19 protein-coding genes and 2 tRNA genes are annotated in these 18,088 nt (G+C 31.1%); 6 read left to right on the top strand and 15 right to left on the bottom strand.

Going from position 1 to position 18,088, the window contains the following annotated elements:
* Positions 1-47: 47 nt before the first annotated feature.
* From purB to ACTS9J_RS11565, 3 genes are read right to left on the bottom strand one after another with little or no spacing between them, the layout of a single operon-like run.
* Positions 48-1,475 (bottom strand): adenylosuccinate lyase, encoded by a 1,428-nt coding sequence (gene purB, locus ACTS9J_RS11575; RefSeq protein ID WP_291063349.1) that lies wholly within the window; start codon positions 1,473-1,475, stop codon positions 48-50.
* Between the two features lie 21 nt (positions 1,476-1,496).
* Positions 1,497-2,351 carry a fructosamine kinase family protein gene (locus ACTS9J_RS11570; RefSeq protein ID WP_291047529.1) on the bottom strand — a complete coding sequence of 285 codons (855 nt, stop codon included), beginning with the start codon at positions 2,349-2,351 and terminating at the stop codon, positions 1,497-1,499.
* Between the two features lie 56 nt (positions 2,352-2,407).
* Positions 2,408-3,697 (bottom strand): adenylosuccinate synthase, encoded by a 1,290-nt coding sequence (locus ACTS9J_RS11565; protein ID WP_219034680.1) that lies wholly within the window; start codon positions 3,695-3,697, stop codon positions 2,408-2,410.
* A 230-nt stretch (positions 3,698-3,927) separates the two neighbouring features.
* Between ACTS9J_RS11565 and ACTS9J_RS11560 the strand changes: the two genes are divergently transcribed.
* A complete protein-coding gene (locus tag ACTS9J_RS11560) occupies positions 3,928-4,617 on the top strand; it encodes a DsbA family oxidoreductase (RefSeq protein ID WP_286495857.1) in 690 nt (229 codons plus the stop codon).
* A gap of 60 nt (positions 4,618-4,677) precedes the next feature.
* Positions 4,678-5,031, top strand: a complete 354-nt coding sequence (locus tag ACTS9J_RS11555; protein WP_185144102.1) for a TonB-dependent receptor domain-containing protein — start codon at positions 4,678-4,680, stop codon at positions 5,029-5,031.
* A 49-nt stretch (positions 5,032-5,080) separates the two neighbouring features.
* Here the strand turns inward: ACTS9J_RS11555 and ACTS9J_RS11550 are convergent, their stop codons facing one another.
* The 6 genes from ACTS9J_RS11550 to ACTS9J_RS11525 all read right to left on the bottom strand — a co-directional run bounded on the left by ACTS9J_RS11550 (position 5,081) and on the right by ACTS9J_RS11525 (position 10,976).
* Complete coding sequence (locus ACTS9J_RS11550; RefSeq protein ID WP_125349084.1) at positions 5,081-5,698, bottom strand: N-acetylmuramoyl-L-alanine amidase; 618 nt, start codon at positions 5,696-5,698, stop codon at positions 5,081-5,083.
* 78 nt (positions 5,699-5,776) lie between these two features.
* A complete protein-coding gene (locus ACTS9J_RS11545) occupies positions 5,777-7,105 on the bottom strand; it encodes a DUF58 domain-containing protein (protein ID WP_448353262.1) in 1,329 nt (442 codons plus the stop codon).
* Positions 7,105-8,091, bottom strand: coding sequence for an AAA family ATPase (locus ACTS9J_RS11540; protein WP_286495856.1), 987 nt, complete (start codon positions 8,089-8,091; stop codon positions 7,105-7,107). The genes ACTS9J_RS11545 and ACTS9J_RS11540 overlap by 1 nt, the downstream gene beginning before the upstream one ends.
* Entirely contained in the window at positions 8,091-9,335 is a 1,245-nt protein-coding gene (locus ACTS9J_RS11535; protein WP_286495855.1) for a hypothetical protein, read from the bottom strand. The genes ACTS9J_RS11540 and ACTS9J_RS11535 overlap by 1 nt, the downstream gene beginning before the upstream one ends.
* Positions 9,332-9,994, bottom strand: coding sequence for a hypothetical protein (locus ACTS9J_RS11530; RefSeq protein WP_280036848.1), 663 nt, complete (start codon positions 9,992-9,994; stop codon positions 9,332-9,334). Before ACTS9J_RS11530 ends, ACTS9J_RS11535 begins: the two co-directional genes overlap by 4 nt.
* Positions 9,981-10,976: a stage II sporulation protein M gene (locus ACTS9J_RS11525; RefSeq protein WP_219034685.1), complete on the bottom strand. Its 996-nt coding sequence runs from the start codon at positions 10,974-10,976 to the stop codon at positions 9,981-9,983. The genes ACTS9J_RS11530 and ACTS9J_RS11525 overlap by 14 nt, the downstream gene beginning before the upstream one ends.
* A 29-nt stretch (positions 10,977-11,005) precedes the next feature.
* Here ACTS9J_RS11525 and ACTS9J_RS11520 point away from each other — a divergent pair, with 29 nt between their 5' ends.
* Complete coding sequence (locus ACTS9J_RS11520; protein ID WP_448353261.1) at positions 11,006-11,728, top strand: RDD family protein; 723 nt, start codon at positions 11,006-11,008, stop codon at positions 11,726-11,728.
* Between the two features lie 30 nt (positions 11,729-11,758).
* A complete protein-coding gene (locus tag ACTS9J_RS11515) occupies positions 11,759-12,130 on the top strand; it encodes a YchJ family protein (RefSeq protein ID WP_219034687.1) in 372 nt (123 codons plus the stop codon).
* A 377-nt stretch (positions 12,131-12,507) separates the two neighbouring features.
* On the opposite strand, the gene ACTS9J_RS11510 is transcribed toward ACTS9J_RS11515, so the two are convergent.
* Genes ACTS9J_RS11510 through ACTS9J_RS11500 form a run of 3 tightly spaced genes read right to left on the bottom strand, consistent with a single transcriptional unit; the run spans position 12,508 to position 14,654 of the window.
* On the bottom strand, positions 12,508-13,221 hold the full coding sequence (locus ACTS9J_RS11510; RefSeq protein WP_219034688.1) for a nucleotidyltransferase family protein: 714 nt from the start codon (positions 13,219-13,221) through the stop codon (positions 12,508-12,510).
* 1 nt (position 13,222) lies between these two features.
* Complete coding sequence (locus ACTS9J_RS11505) at positions 13,223-13,645, bottom strand: RapZ C-terminal domain-containing protein (protein ID WP_219034689.1); 423 nt, start codon at positions 13,643-13,645, stop codon at positions 13,223-13,225.
* On the bottom strand, positions 13,638-14,654 hold the full coding sequence (locus ACTS9J_RS11500) for an aminoglycoside phosphotransferase family protein (protein WP_219034690.1): 1,017 nt from the start codon (positions 14,652-14,654) through the stop codon (positions 13,638-13,640). The genes ACTS9J_RS11505 and ACTS9J_RS11500 overlap by 8 nt, the downstream gene beginning before the upstream one ends.
* 105 nt (positions 14,655-14,759) lie before the next feature.
* Between ACTS9J_RS11500 and ACTS9J_RS11495 the strand changes: the two genes are divergently transcribed.
* Both ACTS9J_RS11495 and ACTS9J_RS11490 read left to right on the top strand, forming a co-directional pair.
* The gene (locus tag ACTS9J_RS11495) at positions 14,760-15,224 is read left to right on the top strand and encodes a hypothetical protein (protein ID WP_147279970.1); all 465 of its coding nucleotides are present in this window, start codon (positions 14,760-14,762) and stop codon (positions 15,222-15,224) included.
* Between the two features lie 76 nt (positions 15,225-15,300).
* Positions 15,301-15,936, top strand: a complete 636-nt coding sequence (locus ACTS9J_RS11490; RefSeq protein WP_114999737.1) for an NAD(P)H-dependent oxidoreductase — start codon at positions 15,301-15,303, stop codon at positions 15,934-15,936.
* Between the two features lie 48 nt (positions 15,937-15,984).
* On the opposite strand, the gene ACTS9J_RS11485 is transcribed toward ACTS9J_RS11490, so the two are convergent.
* From ACTS9J_RS11485 to ACTS9J_RS11475, 3 genes are all read right to left on the bottom strand, one after another.
* A complete protein-coding gene (locus ACTS9J_RS11485) occupies positions 15,985-17,631 on the bottom strand; it encodes a dipeptidyl-peptidase 3 family protein (RefSeq protein ID WP_125349098.1) in 1,647 nt (548 codons plus the stop codon).
* 261 nt (positions 17,632-17,892) lie between these two features.
* Positions 17,893-17,968: transfer RNA gene (locus ACTS9J_RS11480), tRNA-His, on the bottom strand.
* 42 nt (positions 17,969-18,010) lie between these two features.
* Positions 18,011-18,086 (bottom strand) — tRNA-His (locus ACTS9J_RS11475).
* Positions 18,087-18,088 lie beyond the last annotated feature (2 nt).

The raw sequence follows: 18,088 nt of genomic DNA, 5'->3' as shown, positions 1-18,088 counted from the left end.
TCCAATTCGGAAGTCTTTTTTTGTTTCATGTGTTGTTTTAAGCGTGTTTACACTTTAAGGTCTGTATGAGCGCCTAAAAGTGCTTTATTTTCTTCGATAATTGGATCAACCAAATCTTTTAAGAACTCTTCTGTTTGTTCAGAAGCAAATCCTGTAAAGTTTTTCGGATCTAATAATTCGACTAATTTCTCTTTGTCAATTTTTACATTATCATCTGCAATGATACGTTCAATTAAATCGTTAGATTTTCCTTCCATTTTCACTTGTTTTGCAGCTTCCATAGAATGTGTACGGATAATTTCGTGTAATTCTTGACGATCTCCACCATTTTTAACACCTTCCATAATGATATATTCGGTTGCCATAAATGGTAATTCTTCCGCGATATGCTTTTCGATGATTTTAGGATAAACGACTAAACCATCTAAAATATTGTTCCAAATGATTAAAATTGCATCAATCGCTAAAAATGCTTGAGGTACTGCTAAACGTTTGTTAGCCGAATCATCTAATGTTCTTTCGAACCATTGTGTAGAAGCAACCATTGCAGGAGAAGTTGCCAAAGACATCACGTATTTCGCTAAAGAGGAGATACGCTCTGAACGCATTGGGTTGCGTTTGTATGCCATTGCAGAAGATCCAATTTGATTTTTTTCGAAAGGTTCTTCAATCTCTTTTAAATTTTGTAATAAACGTAAGTCGTTTGTAAATTTATGTGCAGATTGTGCAATGTTTGATAATAATTCTAATGCTTGAGCATCAATTTTACGATCGTACGTTTGTCCTGAAACTGCAAAAACATTTTTGAATCCGAAACGTTCAGATAATTTTTTGTCTAATGTTTTTACTTTTTGGTAATCTCCATCAAATAATTCTTTGAAAGAAGCTGCTGTACCAGTTGTTCCTTTTACTCCACGAAAACGTAACGTATCTATTCTGAATTCTAATTCTTCTAAATCTAATAAAACAGATTGTAACCAAAGAGTTGCACGTTTTCCAACTGTTGTTAATTGTGCTGGTTGGAAATGTGTAAATCCTAAAGTTGGTAGATCTTTGTATTGACGAGCAAATTTTGCTAAACCATCAATCACATTGATTAATTGTCCTTTTACGTGTTGAAATCCATCACGAATCTGAATCAAATCTGTATTATCACCAACAAAAGCTGAAGTCGCACCTAAGTGAATAATCGCTTTTGCGCTTGGTGCAACATCTCCGTACGTATGCACGTGAGCCATTACATCATGACGAAACTTCTTTTCGTAAGCCGCAGCAACATCATAATCAATATTTGTTGCGTTATCTTTTAACTCTTGAATTTGTTCGTCTGTAATATCTAATCCAAGTTCCTTTTCAATTTCAGCTAAAGCAATCCAAAGCTGTCTCCATGTTGTAAATTTTTTCTCAGGAGAAAAGATATATAGCATTTCGTCACTACAATATCTCGATTCTAAAGGATTTTGATACTTGTTCATTGTATTTGTTTGTTTTGTTTTTTAAAATTTTTTCAAAATGGTTTGCACATCTTTCACATAATAACCTTCGAAAAGGTAAGCGTGTATCAGCAATGGAAATAATTGTGCAATTGGTAAACGCTCTTCGAAATTTGGTGCTAAAGGATTATTTTCGTGATAGGCATCAAAAAATACATCATCAAATCCTCCAAAAAGCTTTGCAATAGCCAAATCCATTTCGCGATGACCATAATAAATTGCAGGATCTATAACCGAGAATTCGCCTTTTTTGTTGGCTAAAATATTTCCATTCCAAAAATCTCCATGCAATAAAGCAGGTTTTTCTTCTGGAAATATCGAATTCAATTGTTTACATAAACTCTCTGCAGATTTTATTTGTTTTGAATTGATTAATTGTTTGTTTTGCAATAGTTTCATCATTGGCATGATGCGATTTTTTGCATAAAATTCGCTCCAAGAATCTGTTAAACTATTCGGCTGAACGACAATTGCAATGTAATTATCTTCTGACCAACCAAATTGTTTACTTGTATTTTGATGAAGTTTTGCTAAATTTTTTCCTAAGTTTTCCCAATTTACAACAGTTGGAGTAGAGGTTTCCATCCATTCTAATAATAAATATTGAAAATCTTTTCCAGCTTCGCCAACATTTACCACTTTCGGAACCGAAAATGTTTTGGTCTTTTTGATGGCTTCTAAAGCACGTGCTTCTTTCTTGAAAAGATGAGGAAAGTTGTTTGCGGAATTTACCTTTAAAAAATATTTTTTATCAAACGATTCTAATCGAAAAGCATCGTTAATATCACCACCTTTCATCGGGACGATAGAATCTATACCTAAATTCAATTGTTTTAATCGTTCTAAAATTTCGTTCATAAAAATATCTCATAAAGTTATAGCCCAACAAAAGTCAGGCTATACTATTTAATTTATTAAAATAAAGTTGTTCTAATAATGTTTTGAGAACGCTCTGGTCCAACCGAAACTAAATAAACTTCGATTCCTAAGTATTTCTCAATGTAGTGAATGTAATCTTGCGCTGTTTGCGGTAACTCATCAAAAGATTTTACGTTTGTAATATCTTCTTTCCATCCTGGTAATTCGTCGTATTGCGCTTCGTAATCAGCTAATTTAGTTGTAGAAGAAGTGAAATAATCAATGATTTTTCCGTCTTCTGTTTTGTAACCTGTACAAACTTTTACTGTATCAATATTCGACATTACATCTAATTTAGTAATTACTAAATGTGTAATTCCATTAATCATACAAGCGTGTTTCAATGCAACTAAATCTAACCAACCTGTGCGGCGTGGACGACCTGTCGACGCTCCGAATTCGTGACCAACTTGACGAATTTGTTCTCCTAATTCGTTGTCCAATTCTGTTGGGAAAGGACCGTTACCAACGCGTGTACAATATGCTTTCGAAACTCCAATCAAATTTTTCAATTTTGTAGGAGGAACTCCAGCACCAACACAAACTCCACCTGTTGTTGGAGAAGATGATGTAACGAATGGATATGTACCAAAATCGATGTCTAACATTAATGCTTGAGCACCTTCGAATAATACATTTTTACCTTCGTCAATTGCGTGGTTAATTTCTAACTCAGAATCTAAGATACGTTCTTTCAAACGCTCACCATAAGCTAAATATTTTTCGTAAATGTCTTCGAATTTTAATGGTTCTTTATTGAATAATTTTTCGAATAAAGCATTTTTAACCACTAAATTTTCTTTGATTTTTTCTGCTAAAACTTCAGGATTTAATAAATCAATTGCACGAATACCAACGCGCGCTACTTTATCCTCATAACAAGGACCAATTCCGCGTTTTGTTGTACCAATTTGACTATCTTTTCCTGCAAATTCTTCACGATATTCGTCTAACAAAATGTGATAAGGCATGATGATATGCGCTCTTCTCGAGATAAAAACGTGATCTGTAGATAAACCTTTTGCTTCTAATTGTTCAGTTTCTGCAAAAAAAGCTTCAGGATTTACTACGACACCATTCGCAATAATACATTTTCCTTTGCATTGTAAAACTCCAGAAGGTAATAAGTGTAAGACAAATTTATCATCGCCTACATATACCGTATGACCAGCGTTGTTACCACCTTGGTAGCGTACAACATAATCCGATTTTTCGGCTAATACATCTGTAATTTTTCCTTTTCCCTCGTCACCCCATTGAAGACCGACTACTACGTGTGTTGACATATTGTTTGTTCGTTATTTGATTTGGAATAAAAATGAAACTAATCATCTTTTCTTGGTTCACTGCAAAGGTAATTTAAACCTTGTCTTAAACAAATTTAAAACTCAATTTAGCACGATTATTTTTCAAGATTTTGTTAATAATTTTTCAAGATAAAATTAACCGAAAAATAACCGAATCCATTCAAATAAAAAGCGTATTTTTACAAACTTTTACACCAAAAATTTCTATAATGAAAATTGAAATCTGGTCGGATGTAATGTGTCCGTTCTGTTATATCGGAAAAAAACATTTTGAACAAGCTTTAACGCAAATTCCTTATCAAGATAAAATACAGGTTGAATGGAAAAGTTTTCAGTTAAATCCTGATTTATCAAAAACTGAAATTACTTCTGTCAATGATTATTTAATCAAAACAAAAGGAATTTCGGAAGAACAAGTTTCGGCAATGAATAATCAATTGGCTGAAATGGGAAAAGTTGTTGGAATTGATTTTCAACAACAAAATTCTAAAGTTGTCAATACGGGTGATGCTCACCGATTGATTCATTTTGCGCAAGCGAATGGAAAAGGTTCGGAAGCAGAAGAAAGACTTTTTAAAGCGTATTTTACAGAAGGTAAAAATGTAGCTGATTATGAAGTTTTGGCTGAATTGGGAGAAGAAATTGGTTTGAACAAAACCGAAGTTCTTGAAATGCTAAATTCTGATGCAAATGTTTTTGAAGTTGCTTCGGATATTTTAGATGCGCGTAATATAGGTGTTTCTGGCGTTCCGTTTTTCGTAATTGACCGTAAATATGCACTTTCTGGTGCTCAACCAGTCGAGTATTTCGTTTCTGCTTTGACACAAGCTTACGAAAAAGATCATTTGGACCAACCACAAAATGGTGCTTCTTGTGATGTAGACGGAAATTGTGATTAATACAATTTGCAAATAAATATAGAAAAGGACTTCAATTGAAGTCCTTTTTTTCGTTTTATATTGATTGATAATTTTCTAAAAATTGTACAATTTTTTCTGCTAATTGATTTTTATGAAAAGAGCTTTTCAAAGTTTTATATTCAATATCAGTCAACAGAAGATCATTCGTTCAATTTTAATTTTGGGCGAAGAATTCAACGACCAGCTTTTTGGGAATTAAATCCAAATAAATGGTATAGTAATCCTATTTCTTACACAGAAGGAAATCCTTTTATGCAACCAGCTTTTGTGTATAATTTCGAGTTAAGTTATGGATTCAAAGATTATTTACAAGCAAAAGTTTATTATCAAAATATACAAGATGATTTTGGTCAAATTGCCTTTCATCAAGAACAAGAATTGGATGGAAAATAGAGAAAAAACAAAAAATCTCAGAGCAAAATACTCTGAGATTTTTTTATGTCTAATTCTTCAATGCTTCAAAAATTTTATCTGCTATTTTAGGGTAATTACTTTCGTTTGTTAATATTTTTCGGTCATCGTCATTTGTCAAATAACCGATTTCAATCATAATAATTGGAACTTGTGAATCTCGTAATATTTTCGAATTTGTTTCAACAATTCCTAAGTTTTCAAAACCTAAAGAACTTATACTTGTTCCAATTTTTTCGCCAAGTATTTTACATTCTTCGAAAGTAGGATTCAATGGAGAAAGGTGAATTTCTGTTCCTTTTTTCGAATCTTTTACATTATAATTTGCGTGAATTGATAAAACCAAATCAGGTTTTATTTCATTAATCATTTTCGCACGACTTGTATTGATAATTTGTTCGTCACCTTTTCTCAATAATACAAAATCAATATCTGTAAAAGGATTTTTTTCTTGAATAATTTCTGCAATTTTCAGCGCAATATCTTTTTCCTGAAATTCATCTTTTTTTACGCCAGTATCTGTTCCTCCATGTCCAGCGTCCAAAAGGATTACGCGCTTTGTAGAAAGTGTTTTATTTTCGATAAAATTTGTTTGTGCAAAAAGACTTGTTGTTAAAATTAAACAAAAGATCTGTAATAGTTTTTTCATGGTTGTTCAGATTAAATTGACCAACTTTAAGCAATAATTGTGCTTATTTTTCTAAAAAAATGGTTAAAAAAACTTTTTTTAAAACAAACCTCGCGCTTTTATCTCTAAATATTTATTGATTAAGTTAATAGACAATTCTTGTGGTTCGCAGTAAATCGTTAAAATCCCGAATTGATGCAAACGATTTATGATTAATTCTTTGTCGTAATTAAACTTTTCGGCAATTGTTTGATCGTAAATATCAGTAGTAGTCTTTGCTTTCTGATGATTAAGTTTTTTCAATTCCGAATTTTTAAATAGAATCAAAACGACAACATGCGATTTTTTAATCAATTTCAGATATGGTAATTGACGTTCCAAACCATCAATTGTTTCAAAATTGGTATAAATAAATAAAAGCGATCGTTGCGTTAATTTTCGTTTGATATAGGCATACAATTGTCCAAAATCACTTTCCAAAAAATCAGTTTGTACATTGTATAATTTCTCCAAAATCAATTGCATTTGATGATTTTTTCTATCCGCAACAACGTGATCTTGAATTCTTTTATTAAATGTTATTAAACCTGCTTTTTCATTTTTTTGAAGTGAAATATTTGCGACAACTAAGCTAGAATTGATTGAATAATCCAACAATTTTAAACCATCAAAAGGCATTCGCATCGTTCTCCCTAAGTCAATTAACGAATAAACAGGCTGCGATTTTTCTTCCTGAAATTGATTGACCATCAGTCGATTTGCTTTTGCCGTTGCTTTCCAATTGATTAAACGATATTCGTCACCAATCGTATAATTTTTTATATTTTCAAATTCTGTATTTGTTCCAATTTTTCGAATCCTTTTCATTCCAAATTGATTCTGTAACTGAGCGGTAGAATATAATTGAAACTGTTTTAATTGCAAATAAGAAGGATAACAAGCAATCGAAATTGGTTCGTTTATTTTGATCTTTTTCTCAATCAATCCAAAAACAGAAATAAATACATTTGTTAATCCAAATTTATATGAACCTCGTTCTGTTGGTCGAATTTTGAAATCAAATTTAGTATTTTGACTACTTTTAAATCGTTTTCTAAACTGAAAATCTCTTAATTGTAATTGAACAGGAAACTCTTCTATAATCCTTACATTTAGAGGGAATTGATAATGATTTGTTACGAAAAGTTCCAATTCATTTTCATCACCATTTGAAAGTCGTTCTGGATAATTTCGAAGAACTTCAATGGAAGTTTTAGGAATATAAACCAAAAATATTTCGACAATAACACTGACGATAAAGACAAGTGTCAAAATCTTTGCAATAATGTAAATAGTAGATAGAAAAAATGCAATCACATAACAAAATGCAATGAATAATCCCGCATAAAAAAAGCGATTGGTAAGAAATAAGCTTCTGAAAAATTTCATTAACGAGGAATTTCTACGCGATCAATAATTTGCTGAATAATATGTTGTGTTGTAAAACCTTCCATCTCTTTTTCAGGAACCATCACAACGCGGTGTCCCAAAATTGTATGCGCAATTTGCTTGATATCTTCTGGAATCACAAAATCGCGTCCATTCACCGCTGCATTTGATTTTGCAGCATCTAAAATCGCGATAGAAGCACGTGGCGATGCACCCATATACAAGGTTTGATCGATTCTGGTTTGATGAACAATTGTCGCAATATACGTAATCAACGCTTCGTGTACGAAAACTGATTTTATGCGATCTTGGAACTCAATAATTTCATTTCCTGAAATTACTTTTTCTACCAACGTTTCTTTGTCAATATTTTTGCGTTCTTGTTGTTCTTTCAATAATTCAATTTCACTTTCTAACGAAGGATATTTGACATAAATCTTAAACATAAAACGATCCAATTGTGCTTCTGGTAAGCGATACGTTCCTTCTTGCTCGATTGGATTTTGAGTTGCAAAAACTAGAAAAGGAGCTTGTAAAGGATAAGTTGTTCCATCAACCGTCACTTGTTTTTCTGACATCGATTCGAATAAAGCCGCTTGAGTTTTTGCAGGCGAACGGTTAATCTCATCAATTAAAATAATATTCGAAAAAATTGGTCCTTTTTTGAACTCAAATTCATTGATTTTAGAATTTAAAATAGACGTTCCAATCACATCAGAAGGCATTAAATCTGGCGTAAACTGAATTCTACTAAAACCAGAATCTATCGTTTTTGCCAACAATTTTGCCATCATTGTTTTGGCAACTCCAGGCAAACCTTCTATCAGAGAATGTCCGTTAGAAAGCAAAGCCAAAATTAATTGATCGATAATATCATCTTGTCCGACAATTACCTTTTTCAATTCATTTTTTACAGTTTGCATTTTATGTTGTACATCCGAAAAATCGACTCTATTTTCGAATGGTTGATATGTATTTTCGCTCATTAGATATTTGCTTTTTGTTTATAGTTTTCGATGATTTGATACACAATTTTCAAATCGTGTTCATTTGGTTGATTTTTTTGATAAATATTTTTCAGAATCGTGAATTTTTCAAGACATTCTTCTTGGCTCAAATTTGCTTTTTGTGCAACAATTTCAATGAATTGTTTGTTTGTAATATCGTCTGTTTCGATTAAAAATGTTTTTCTCAATTTGTATAAAAAATAATCGATTTTCTTTGAAACAATGTCTTTTACTTCGCCATTTTCTTGGTATAAAGAGGAAATTGTCTTAGCAAATTCGACGGTATGATTTTCTTCTTTGGTATAAATTGGAATGATGCGTTGTTCGCGTTTGCTTCTAAAAATTAAAAAGAAGAAAAGTAAAACCAATAACGTAATCCAAGCAGCTTTTAGAGCTGGTTCGCTCATTATGAAACGCATCATTGATGAACTTCCTGCATAAGTTTTCGAGGTATTGTACCAAAAAATAGTTTTCCCTTTCAGTGGTTCTAAAACTGATTTAGCATAGAAATAACTGTCCTCATTTAACAAATAATAATTGGTAAAATAAAGCGGTTCTGCGTGATATAAATAATAACCTTTATAATTTTTTGGTTTGATTTTTAAATAATTTGGGTAAGCCTTATCTTTATAAGTAATTGTTCCAAAAATTTCAGAATCATTTGTGATATCGCTAAAATAGTGATGTTCGATTTCTTTTTTCTTCTTTATTTTGAACAATTTATTTGTTCTAAGTTCAAAATTATCATTAATATTTATTGTCTGATTGTACAAGATATTCTCTTCAGATTCCGTAGAATCAGTTGTTGGCGTATCTGTAGAATACGTTTCTTCGTTAATATCTTCTTTTCCATTTGTGTCATCACCAAAATTGTCATAATAATCTGCAATCATCACAATTCCACCATTTTCGGCAATTTTGCTCAATAAATTTTTAGAAACTGTATCAAAATAAATTTCAGAACCGAGCACAACAACTGCATAATCTTTTGCTTTTTTAGGATCAATTTTTAATTCAGAAAGTTTTTCCAAATCTTTCATTTTCCCATTAGATAACTTCCCAAGTTCTTCGTGCATAATAAATAATCCGTACGGATCTTTACTATTTTGATAAAGGCTTACATTCCATGATTTAGGAAGCTTATAACGAAGTTTTGAGAAAGAAAATATAAAAATTCCGATCAATAAAATAGCGCCTAATAGAATACCTAATTTCTTTTTCATGAGGCTAAATATTGGTTAAACTGATTGAAATTTGTCTTGAATTCGTGGTATTTATTTTCATCAATTTTAAATTCTCCAAACCAAACTTGATTGAAAATTTTAGTATTTTGATTGAATAAAATCTTTGATTTTTCGTCTTTTATTTGATTGATAAATTGTTGATTTGTTTTCTTCGGATCCCATTCAATCCAACCTTTTTTATCTAAATTTTGTAGATTTTGATAATGCAAATAACGAATTGCTAAAGCAAAATTTTGTTCTGTTTCTGCTTTATTGATTAATGAATTCAAATTAACTTCGGCTAAATTTTCTTCGATAAAATCAAAATCAGATTCGTCATATAATTTTTTCGAATTTCGTTTAAGAATTCCACCATTTTTGTAAATACGTGTGGCAAGAAAAATTAAGAATAATCCAATTACAAAATAGAAAATGATTTCCCAAGGTAAATAAGAGAGAAATCTAAAAATACCTTCGATTATTTTTGAGAAAAAGCCAGGTTCGAATTCTTTTTTAGGTTTTGGAACATCATTATAATCAAATTCTTTTCCAGCATATTTTTCTTTGAATGCTTTAAATTCTGCTGTTTTTTCTTGTGCAAAAACAACGAATTGAATTAATAATAATGTAAATGTAAAAAATAGTCTAAATTGTTTCATTCGATTCTAAAGTTTGATTGAACGAAAAAGTTTTTTGTCTATTTTTTTGAATCGGATAAATGATGTAATACCAAATAATTAAGATTAATGAAAGGATTATTACCAATAAACTCAATACAATATTAACATCATATAAACGCGTAATAAAACCTTCGATAAATCCAGCTATAATAAACATTGGAACAGTGCTTAATAAAATCATTACCGCTTCTTTTGCTTTGATTGTGAGTGATTTTTTTCGCGATAAAGTTTTTGGAAACATAAAGCCATTTCCAAGCATTAATCCGCAAGCTCCAGCAATAATAATCACCGAAATTTCGATTGTTCCATGCATCCAAATTGCTGACATTGCCTTTCCCAAAACGCCTTCTTTGAAAAACATATAATGAAATGCACCTAACATAATTCCGTTCGAAAATAGAATATATCCTGATCCAATACTGAAAAATAATCCTAATGTAAAAGCAAAAAAAGCAACACGAATATTGTTGATGGTTATAGCTAATGTAGAGCCAGTCTGACTTCCTGATTTGTAAATTGCTGCAGGATCACCTTTTTTGATGTTCATTAACGTTTCGTCTACATATTGATTTCCTAAAATTAATCGTGTAAAATCTGGATCGAAATGCGATGATAAAACGCCAATTAAAACCGCTAAGGCAAAAATTAAGAATGAATACAACAACATTTTGTGATTTTTGTAGACTACATTTGGCACATCTTCTTTGAAAAATTGCACAAATTGATTCCCAGAAGTTCGTTGATCTTTGTAAATTGACTGATGCGCAAATAAAGCTAACTCGTTCAAATAATCTTTTGTCTTACTTTTTGGGTAATAAGTTTGAGCAAACGCCAAATCATTTGTAATTTCGATGTAGTTTTTTGCTAAAATATCTGGATGAACATCAATTTTATTTTTCAAATTATGTTCAATATCAGACCATTTAGACTTATTTTTATCAATAAAATGCGCTTCTCTCATTGTAGAGTAGTTGTTAGTGAACCAAATATATGAATAAACTTTTAGTCAATACACCTCAAAAAGTGCAAATTGCTTATAATATTGCACCACTTGGAAAACGTTTGCTTGCGTATATCATCGATATGATTATCCGAATCATATTAGTCTACGGTATGTATTATTTCTCTGAGTTTATTCCGAATAGAGACGAATGGTTTCGTATGGGAATTTATAGTATAATAGGTTTTATATTTTTACTTTATCCGTTGGTTCTCGAGATTTTAATGAAAGGGCAAACAATTGGAAAATGGATTATGAAAATTCGTGTAATACGAATGGACGGAAATCGTGCCAATAATTTTGATTATTTCTTGCGTTGGGTAATTGGAAGTGTCGAATTGTTTTTATTTACTGGACTTATCGCGTTGATAACGATGATTATAAATAAAAATGGTCAACGTTTAGGTGATATTGTTGCGAATACATGTTTGATTGATTTGAATCCGAAATTAGCTTTATCACAAACTATTTTCGCTGAAGTTTCTGAAACCTATAAAATTCGTTTTCCCGAAGTTTATCGCCTGTCTGATCGTGATATTAATATTGTAAAAGAAAATTTTACGTCTGCATTAAACAATAATAATTATGATATTTTATTAAAATTAACGCGAAAACTGGAGGAAATAATGGAGGTGAAAAGTGATGGTTTAGGAAATATTGATTTTATTCAAGTGGTGATTCAGGATCATTATCATTACCACAAAGACAAGTAAACAGTATCTTTGCAAAAAATAAAGAATAAAATGAATTGTCCTTGTTGTTCTGGAAAAGTATATGCAACTTGTTGCGAACCTTTTCATTTGAATATTGAATTGCCAAAAACTCCCGAAGAGTTGATGCGTTCTCGTTACGCTGCTTTTGCAATGGTTTTGCCTGAATATTTAGTTGATACAACACATTCTTCTACGCAAAAAGATAATGATTTTAGTGATATCGAAGATTGGGCAAAATCGAATAAATGGTTAAAGTTAGAAATTGTTTTTGCTAAAGATAATAAAGTTCGATTTAGAGCTTATTACCAAGACAAACAAGGTGAAATCTACGAACATGATGAACTTTCTAGGTTTGTGCAAGAGAATGGCAAATGGTTTTATGTAGATGGCGAGTTTTATTGATTTTTAAAAATAAATTCAGAAAATATTATTTCAAGCGAAGTCTAGAAATTAAAAAAAATGGATATTTTTTTTGAGCAATTACTTTTACAATTCCTTCAATTTATCCTGAATTTCTGTATCATAAATTTCTAAAAAACGTTCGTCATAAGGATAAGTATCTTTGAATCCTTTCTTAATCAAAACTAAGCTTTTATTGTAATTTATTTTTGCAGAATCTTTCCAACTTTATTTTTGAAAGAAAAGTAAAGTATTGAAGCGAGAATTATCACTACAACAATAGTTAAATAGATAAAATAATTAATGTATTTCATTCTATCTAAGATATGTAAACTTTTTGCATAAAAAAACTCAATCCATTGAATTGAGTTTTTTGTTTTCTATTTAAAATATTGTTCTGCTTCTAACACGCTTTCTGGTCGACCTACGTCGATTAAAATTCCGCCAGAATGATCAAAACCAATGATAGATTCAGTTTTCATCAAGTCCATATAAACTTTCATGATAGAAAATTTACCTTTCTCTGTAATTTTATCAAATAGAGTAGGAGAAATAACATGAATTCCACTAAAAGCTAAATCTTTGCAATTGTCTAAAGAATCTACAGCTTTTATTTCTTCTTCTGTTTTCAGATTTCGCCAACCTTTTAATTCATTTTGTTCATTGAAAAATAGTTTACGAGATGAATTTCGATCAGAAACTGCTAACGTTACTAACGCTTTGTTTTCTTGATGTGCTTTGATAAATTTAGCAAGATTTAGATCTGTTAAAATGTCCACATTCATCACCAAAAAATCTTCCTCGAAATTAGCTTTTGCTTTAACCAAACCACCACCAGTTTCAAGAACTTGATCTGTTTCATCTGAAATAGTAATTTCAATTCCGAAATAATTATTATCTTCTAAAAACTCAATGATTTGATCTGCAAAATGATGCACGTTAATCACGATTTCATTAATTCCGAAAGATTTCAAATATTCTATATTTCGTTGCAAAAGAGGTTTTCCATTTACAACTGCTAAAGCTTTGGGATGGTTGTCAGTAAATGGTTTTAAACGAGTCCCAAGACCCGCTGCAAAAATCATTGCTTTCATATTAATACGCCTCGTTTATCCAATTTTTTTCTTCTTGCACAATATGATGTAACGTAACTTGCGCTTCTGGAAATTTCTCTTGAATATGTTTTGCAGTCGCATCAGCAGAATAAACTGATCGATGTTGTCCGCCTGTGCAACCAAAATTAATTTCTAAATTCTCGAAACCTCGTTGCAAATAATCTTCGATCGAAATGTCAATAATTTGAAAAACACCTTCTAAAAAAACTGCAATTTTAGTTTCTGTTTTCAAGTATTTTTTAACCTCTTCGTCGCGCCCTGTTTGTGTTTTATATGCCTGAATTCGACCTGGATTTAGAATTCCACGACAATCAAAAACGAAACCACCACCATTTCCAGTTGGATCGGTTGGAATTCCTTTTTTATACGAAAAACTACGAACGTTGATGTTTAATTTAGCCATTTATTTTATGATTTATGCGTTCTAACGTTTCTGGAAGAACAAGGATTTTTATAATATGTTTTAATTCTGGATAATTTTGTAATATAGGATAATCGATTATTGATTCTAAGTTTTTAAGCCCAAATGAAATACTTTCTAAAAAGTGTTTTTTACGTTCAATAATTCCTCTCAAACCATAGGTTCCTAAAACTTGTAAAAGTCGAGCAACTACACAATATTCGTACGATTGACGAAAATCTATTGGAACTAAAGTTGGAATTTGTTTGGTTAATTCTTGGTAATAAAATTCGTATAATTCTTTTTTAAATTCAAATGGTAAATTGGCTTTTGCTTGCCAAATTAACGAAACCAAATCATAGACAACAGGTCCATATAAACCGCCTTGATAATCGATAAAATAAGGTTCGTTTTGATGAATCATAATGTTGCGCGTTTGGAAATCTCTGAACACAAAACCTTGTGGCGAAAGTTTATCAAATTGAGACGCAAAACGATCAAAATCTTTGATTAATTTTCCTGCATTGTAATCAATTCCTAAGACATCTAAAAAGTAAAAATTAAACTGAAATAAATCTCTTAAAATTAATGTTTTATCTAATTTTGGATACGAAAAAGTATGATTAAAATCGATTTTAGTTGCACCTTGAATTTGAGCAATTGCTAATTTTTCTAATGTCTTAAAATAATAAGGTTTTGCTTTTTCGAAATCATTCAAGACAATATTCATCAGTGTTTCGTCTCCTAAATCTGTTTGAACATAGGTTGCAAAATCTTCTGAAACTGAAACAATTTCTGGAATATTATTGATGACTTTTTTTAAATCTAAAGAGAACTGAATAAATACTTTATTTTCTTCAATATTAGAGCTTTCAGCCAAAATATACGACTGATTTTGATCAAAAAATCTCGAATATACTCGAGCTGAACCTCCTCCTGAAAGTTGAGTTAAACTTTCAATTGCTTTTTGAGTAAAGTTTTCTTGCAAAAATTGAGCTGTAGTATCGTTCATCAGAATATTTTGCGAAAGTTACGCATATCAAAAATGATTTAAAAATATTTGTTTGCTGTAACTTTTTTCAAAATGCTGCATCTATTTAGTAAAAGAGAAACTAATATGAAAAAAATAGCACTTATTATCGCAATGATTTCGTTACAATCATGTATTACAGTAAAAGTTAATGCAGATGTTGATTCGAATAATTTTTATAGAAAAGTGGATAATCCAAATATCAAATCGCAAGGAACTTTTTTTGACAAAGGAGTGGGGGATTCGAAATGGTCGAATTCGAATGGTGATAATTGGACAAAAGCGAAGTTTGAAGATGCTTCTGGAACGAGTTATATCAAGCTAAATGTTTCGAAAAGTTTAACTGCTAATTTTCATTCGAATATTAAATTAGAAGGCGAAATGATTTTTGAAATTGTAGATCAAAATAATGAAGTAGTGTTTAATCGTCAACTTACAAATTCGAAAGAAGAAAATTTTACAGTTGATTTAGCAAAAGGTGATTATCAAGTTCGTTGGAATTCTACGAATGCAACTGGAAGTTATTTTTTGGAATGGAAACAAGATAAATAACATAAATTTTAGCATATTTTTTGGTCGATCGATTACTTTTTTGATGTATTTTTAGAAAGATTTTAAATAAGTAATTATGTCTTTAATAGATGATTTGAAATGGCGTTACGCTACAAAAAAATATGATCCGTCTTTAATTGTTGAAGAAGAAGACGTTAAAAAAATTGTTGAAGCAGCTCGTTTAGCACCAACTTCATCAGGTTTGCAACAGTTCAGAATTTTAGTTATTAAAAATAAAGAATTGCAACAAAAAATTGTTCCAATTGCCTATGATCAGCAAGCGATTGTAGATTGTTCGCATTTATTGGTTTTTGTAGCTTGGGATCGTTATACAGAAGATCGTATTGATGCAATTTACGATTATACAACGGATGAGAGAGATTTGCCAAGAGGTCGTTTTGGTTCGTATACAGATAAATTGAAAGGAATTTATTTGCCTCAAACTTCTGAAGAAAATTTTGCACATACAGCTCGTCAAGCATACATTGGATTAGGTTTTGCTCTTGCTCAAGCAGCAGAATTGAAAATTGATAGTACGCCAATGGAAGGTTTTGATAATGCTGAATTGGATGATTTGCTTGATTTGAAAGAAAAAGGAATGCGAAGCGTTTTAATGCTTCCTTTGGGATACAGAGACAGTGAAGATTGGCTAGCGCCAATGAAAAAAGTTAGAAATCCGATGAAGGATTTTGCTACGAAATTATATGAATAACAAAAAAGCTTTCTCAATTTTGAGAAAGCTTTTTTATTGAATCTATTTTTACAATCCCAACATTTTTGGACCTTGTTCAAAAACAACATCAACTGGAATGTTTTTTGTTTTCAAGACATCTAAATCTTTTTGTAAATCGTCGTGAATAATTCCTTTATCAGCATATAATTTTTTTACACCATCATAATCTCCATTTCCTTGAAGTGTCAAAATTAATTCTGATAAACCATTCATTGCTTTTTCCATTTTAGCTACATTTACTCTGTAACGTCCATTTGTAGTTTTTTCGAAAGCTCCATTTTCAGCAAAATAGTTAAACGCAATCATGTTTGCTTGTCCGTGTGCAGAACTTGCTCCAAAACGAACTGAACGTAAGATTCCAGCCAAGAAAGTCACAAAATAATCTTCTTGTGTTCCTGTCAATTCACCTTTTTTCAACAATTGATTCACCATATACAAACCAAGAATATCAGCTTTTCCTTCTTCTAAAGCTGAATTAGCTTCTTTTAAAGCATCGCGGACAGAACCTTTTTCATTTACTGTATTTTTGATTCCTAAACCATGCGCCACTTCGTGAAACATCACATTAGAAAAGAATGCATCAAATTTGATGTTTTTCTGTTGGCTTTCATCAATCAAAGCAGTTGCAATTGGGGCAAGAATTTTATCAAATTTCGCTTTCATAGCATTTTTTAATTGCAAACGGCGCGTTCCTTTTTCTAGTTGAACTTTTTCATCATTTGGTAAATTAATCGCAATTGTTTTTCCAGCAGCGTTACAATCTCCCGCATAATACACCACATCATACGCATTAAGATCCGAATCAGTTCCAGGAATTTCTTTTTTGTAATTTGCAGAAACAGGTAAATTCTTCTGTAATTCTGGTAAATATTGAACGAATTTTGCCAATTTTTTCGACCATTCAATATCTTTTACTAAAATATATGCAGAATATGAAGTTTTATATCCAAACAATTGATCTTCGTAATTTTCAATCGGACCAACCACCATATCAATATTTGCATTTTTCATATCCATCCAAGCCAAATCACTTGCATAAAAATCATCGCTTATCAAAGCTGCAGCACGTAATTTTAAATATTTTTTAAGCCCAGCATCTTCTGCTAATTCTGATGCTTTTGTTAAATATTCAGCGGCTTTCGATAATTGATTTTTGAAATTTTCGTGGTATGGAATCGAATATAATTTTCCTTCACGATTACGACGAATAATTGAGTAAGGAGATTTACCATCTTTGATATTTGCTTGTTCAAATTCCTCTTTCGTCATATCAATTGGATAGAAAGTTGCACCAGCAGGTTTTGCTCCAATACCGTTTATAAAAGGCGTTTCGTTATTCAATCTATCCCAAGGACCGTAGTTTATTTTTGCATATTCTTTGGCTTCACCTTTCGTTTCGTCCATCAAATCTATTTTAGCACCATAAGCTTGTTGCCAAAATAAATCGTCCATAATATCTGCCGTTTTGAACATCAAACGTAAAATCTCTTTTTCGTTTTTTGTTAAATGCGAAATATCTGTTGTTAATGGAACTTGAGCATAATATTGAAAAGCGTAATCTTTTGTCATTTCTATTGAGGTTTGAGTTGATTCTGCTGCTGTTTTTTGAGTTGAACAAGAGCTTAAAACTCCAGCAAAAGCAATCATTCCTAAGAATATTGATGATTTTTTCATTTTGAATGTTTTGGTAAATTTACAACGAAGAATCAAACTAAAAATCATTCTTATTTTTTTTATCCATAAAAATATAATTTAAAATAACCAAGAATCCTGACTCCTAATCCAAAAATTAAAAAGCTTTAGAATGCAATTGTAAGAAGTTAGAGATAGAGCTTTTTTCTTATTCAGATTATCACAAATTTTTGCATTGCTCCCAAGTTTTGATATTAATTCAATAAAAAAATCTCAACTTCTATTGAAATTGAGATTTAATATGGGTGAATGATGGGTCTCGAACCCACGACCTCCGGAACCACAATCCGGCGCTCTAACCAACTGAGCTACAATCACCATTTGGTTTGAATTTTTTTTGAAACTAATTCTAAAGTTTTTAGGGTGAATGATGGGTCTCGAACCCACGACCTCCGGAACCACAATCCGGCGCTCTAACCAACTGAGCTACAATCACCAT

The sequence above is a fragment of the Empedobacter sp. ULE_I140 genome (assembly GCF_053482575.1).
Note: the sequence above shows the minus strand (reverse complement) of the source record. Positions and strands in the feature narration are given on the sequence as shown.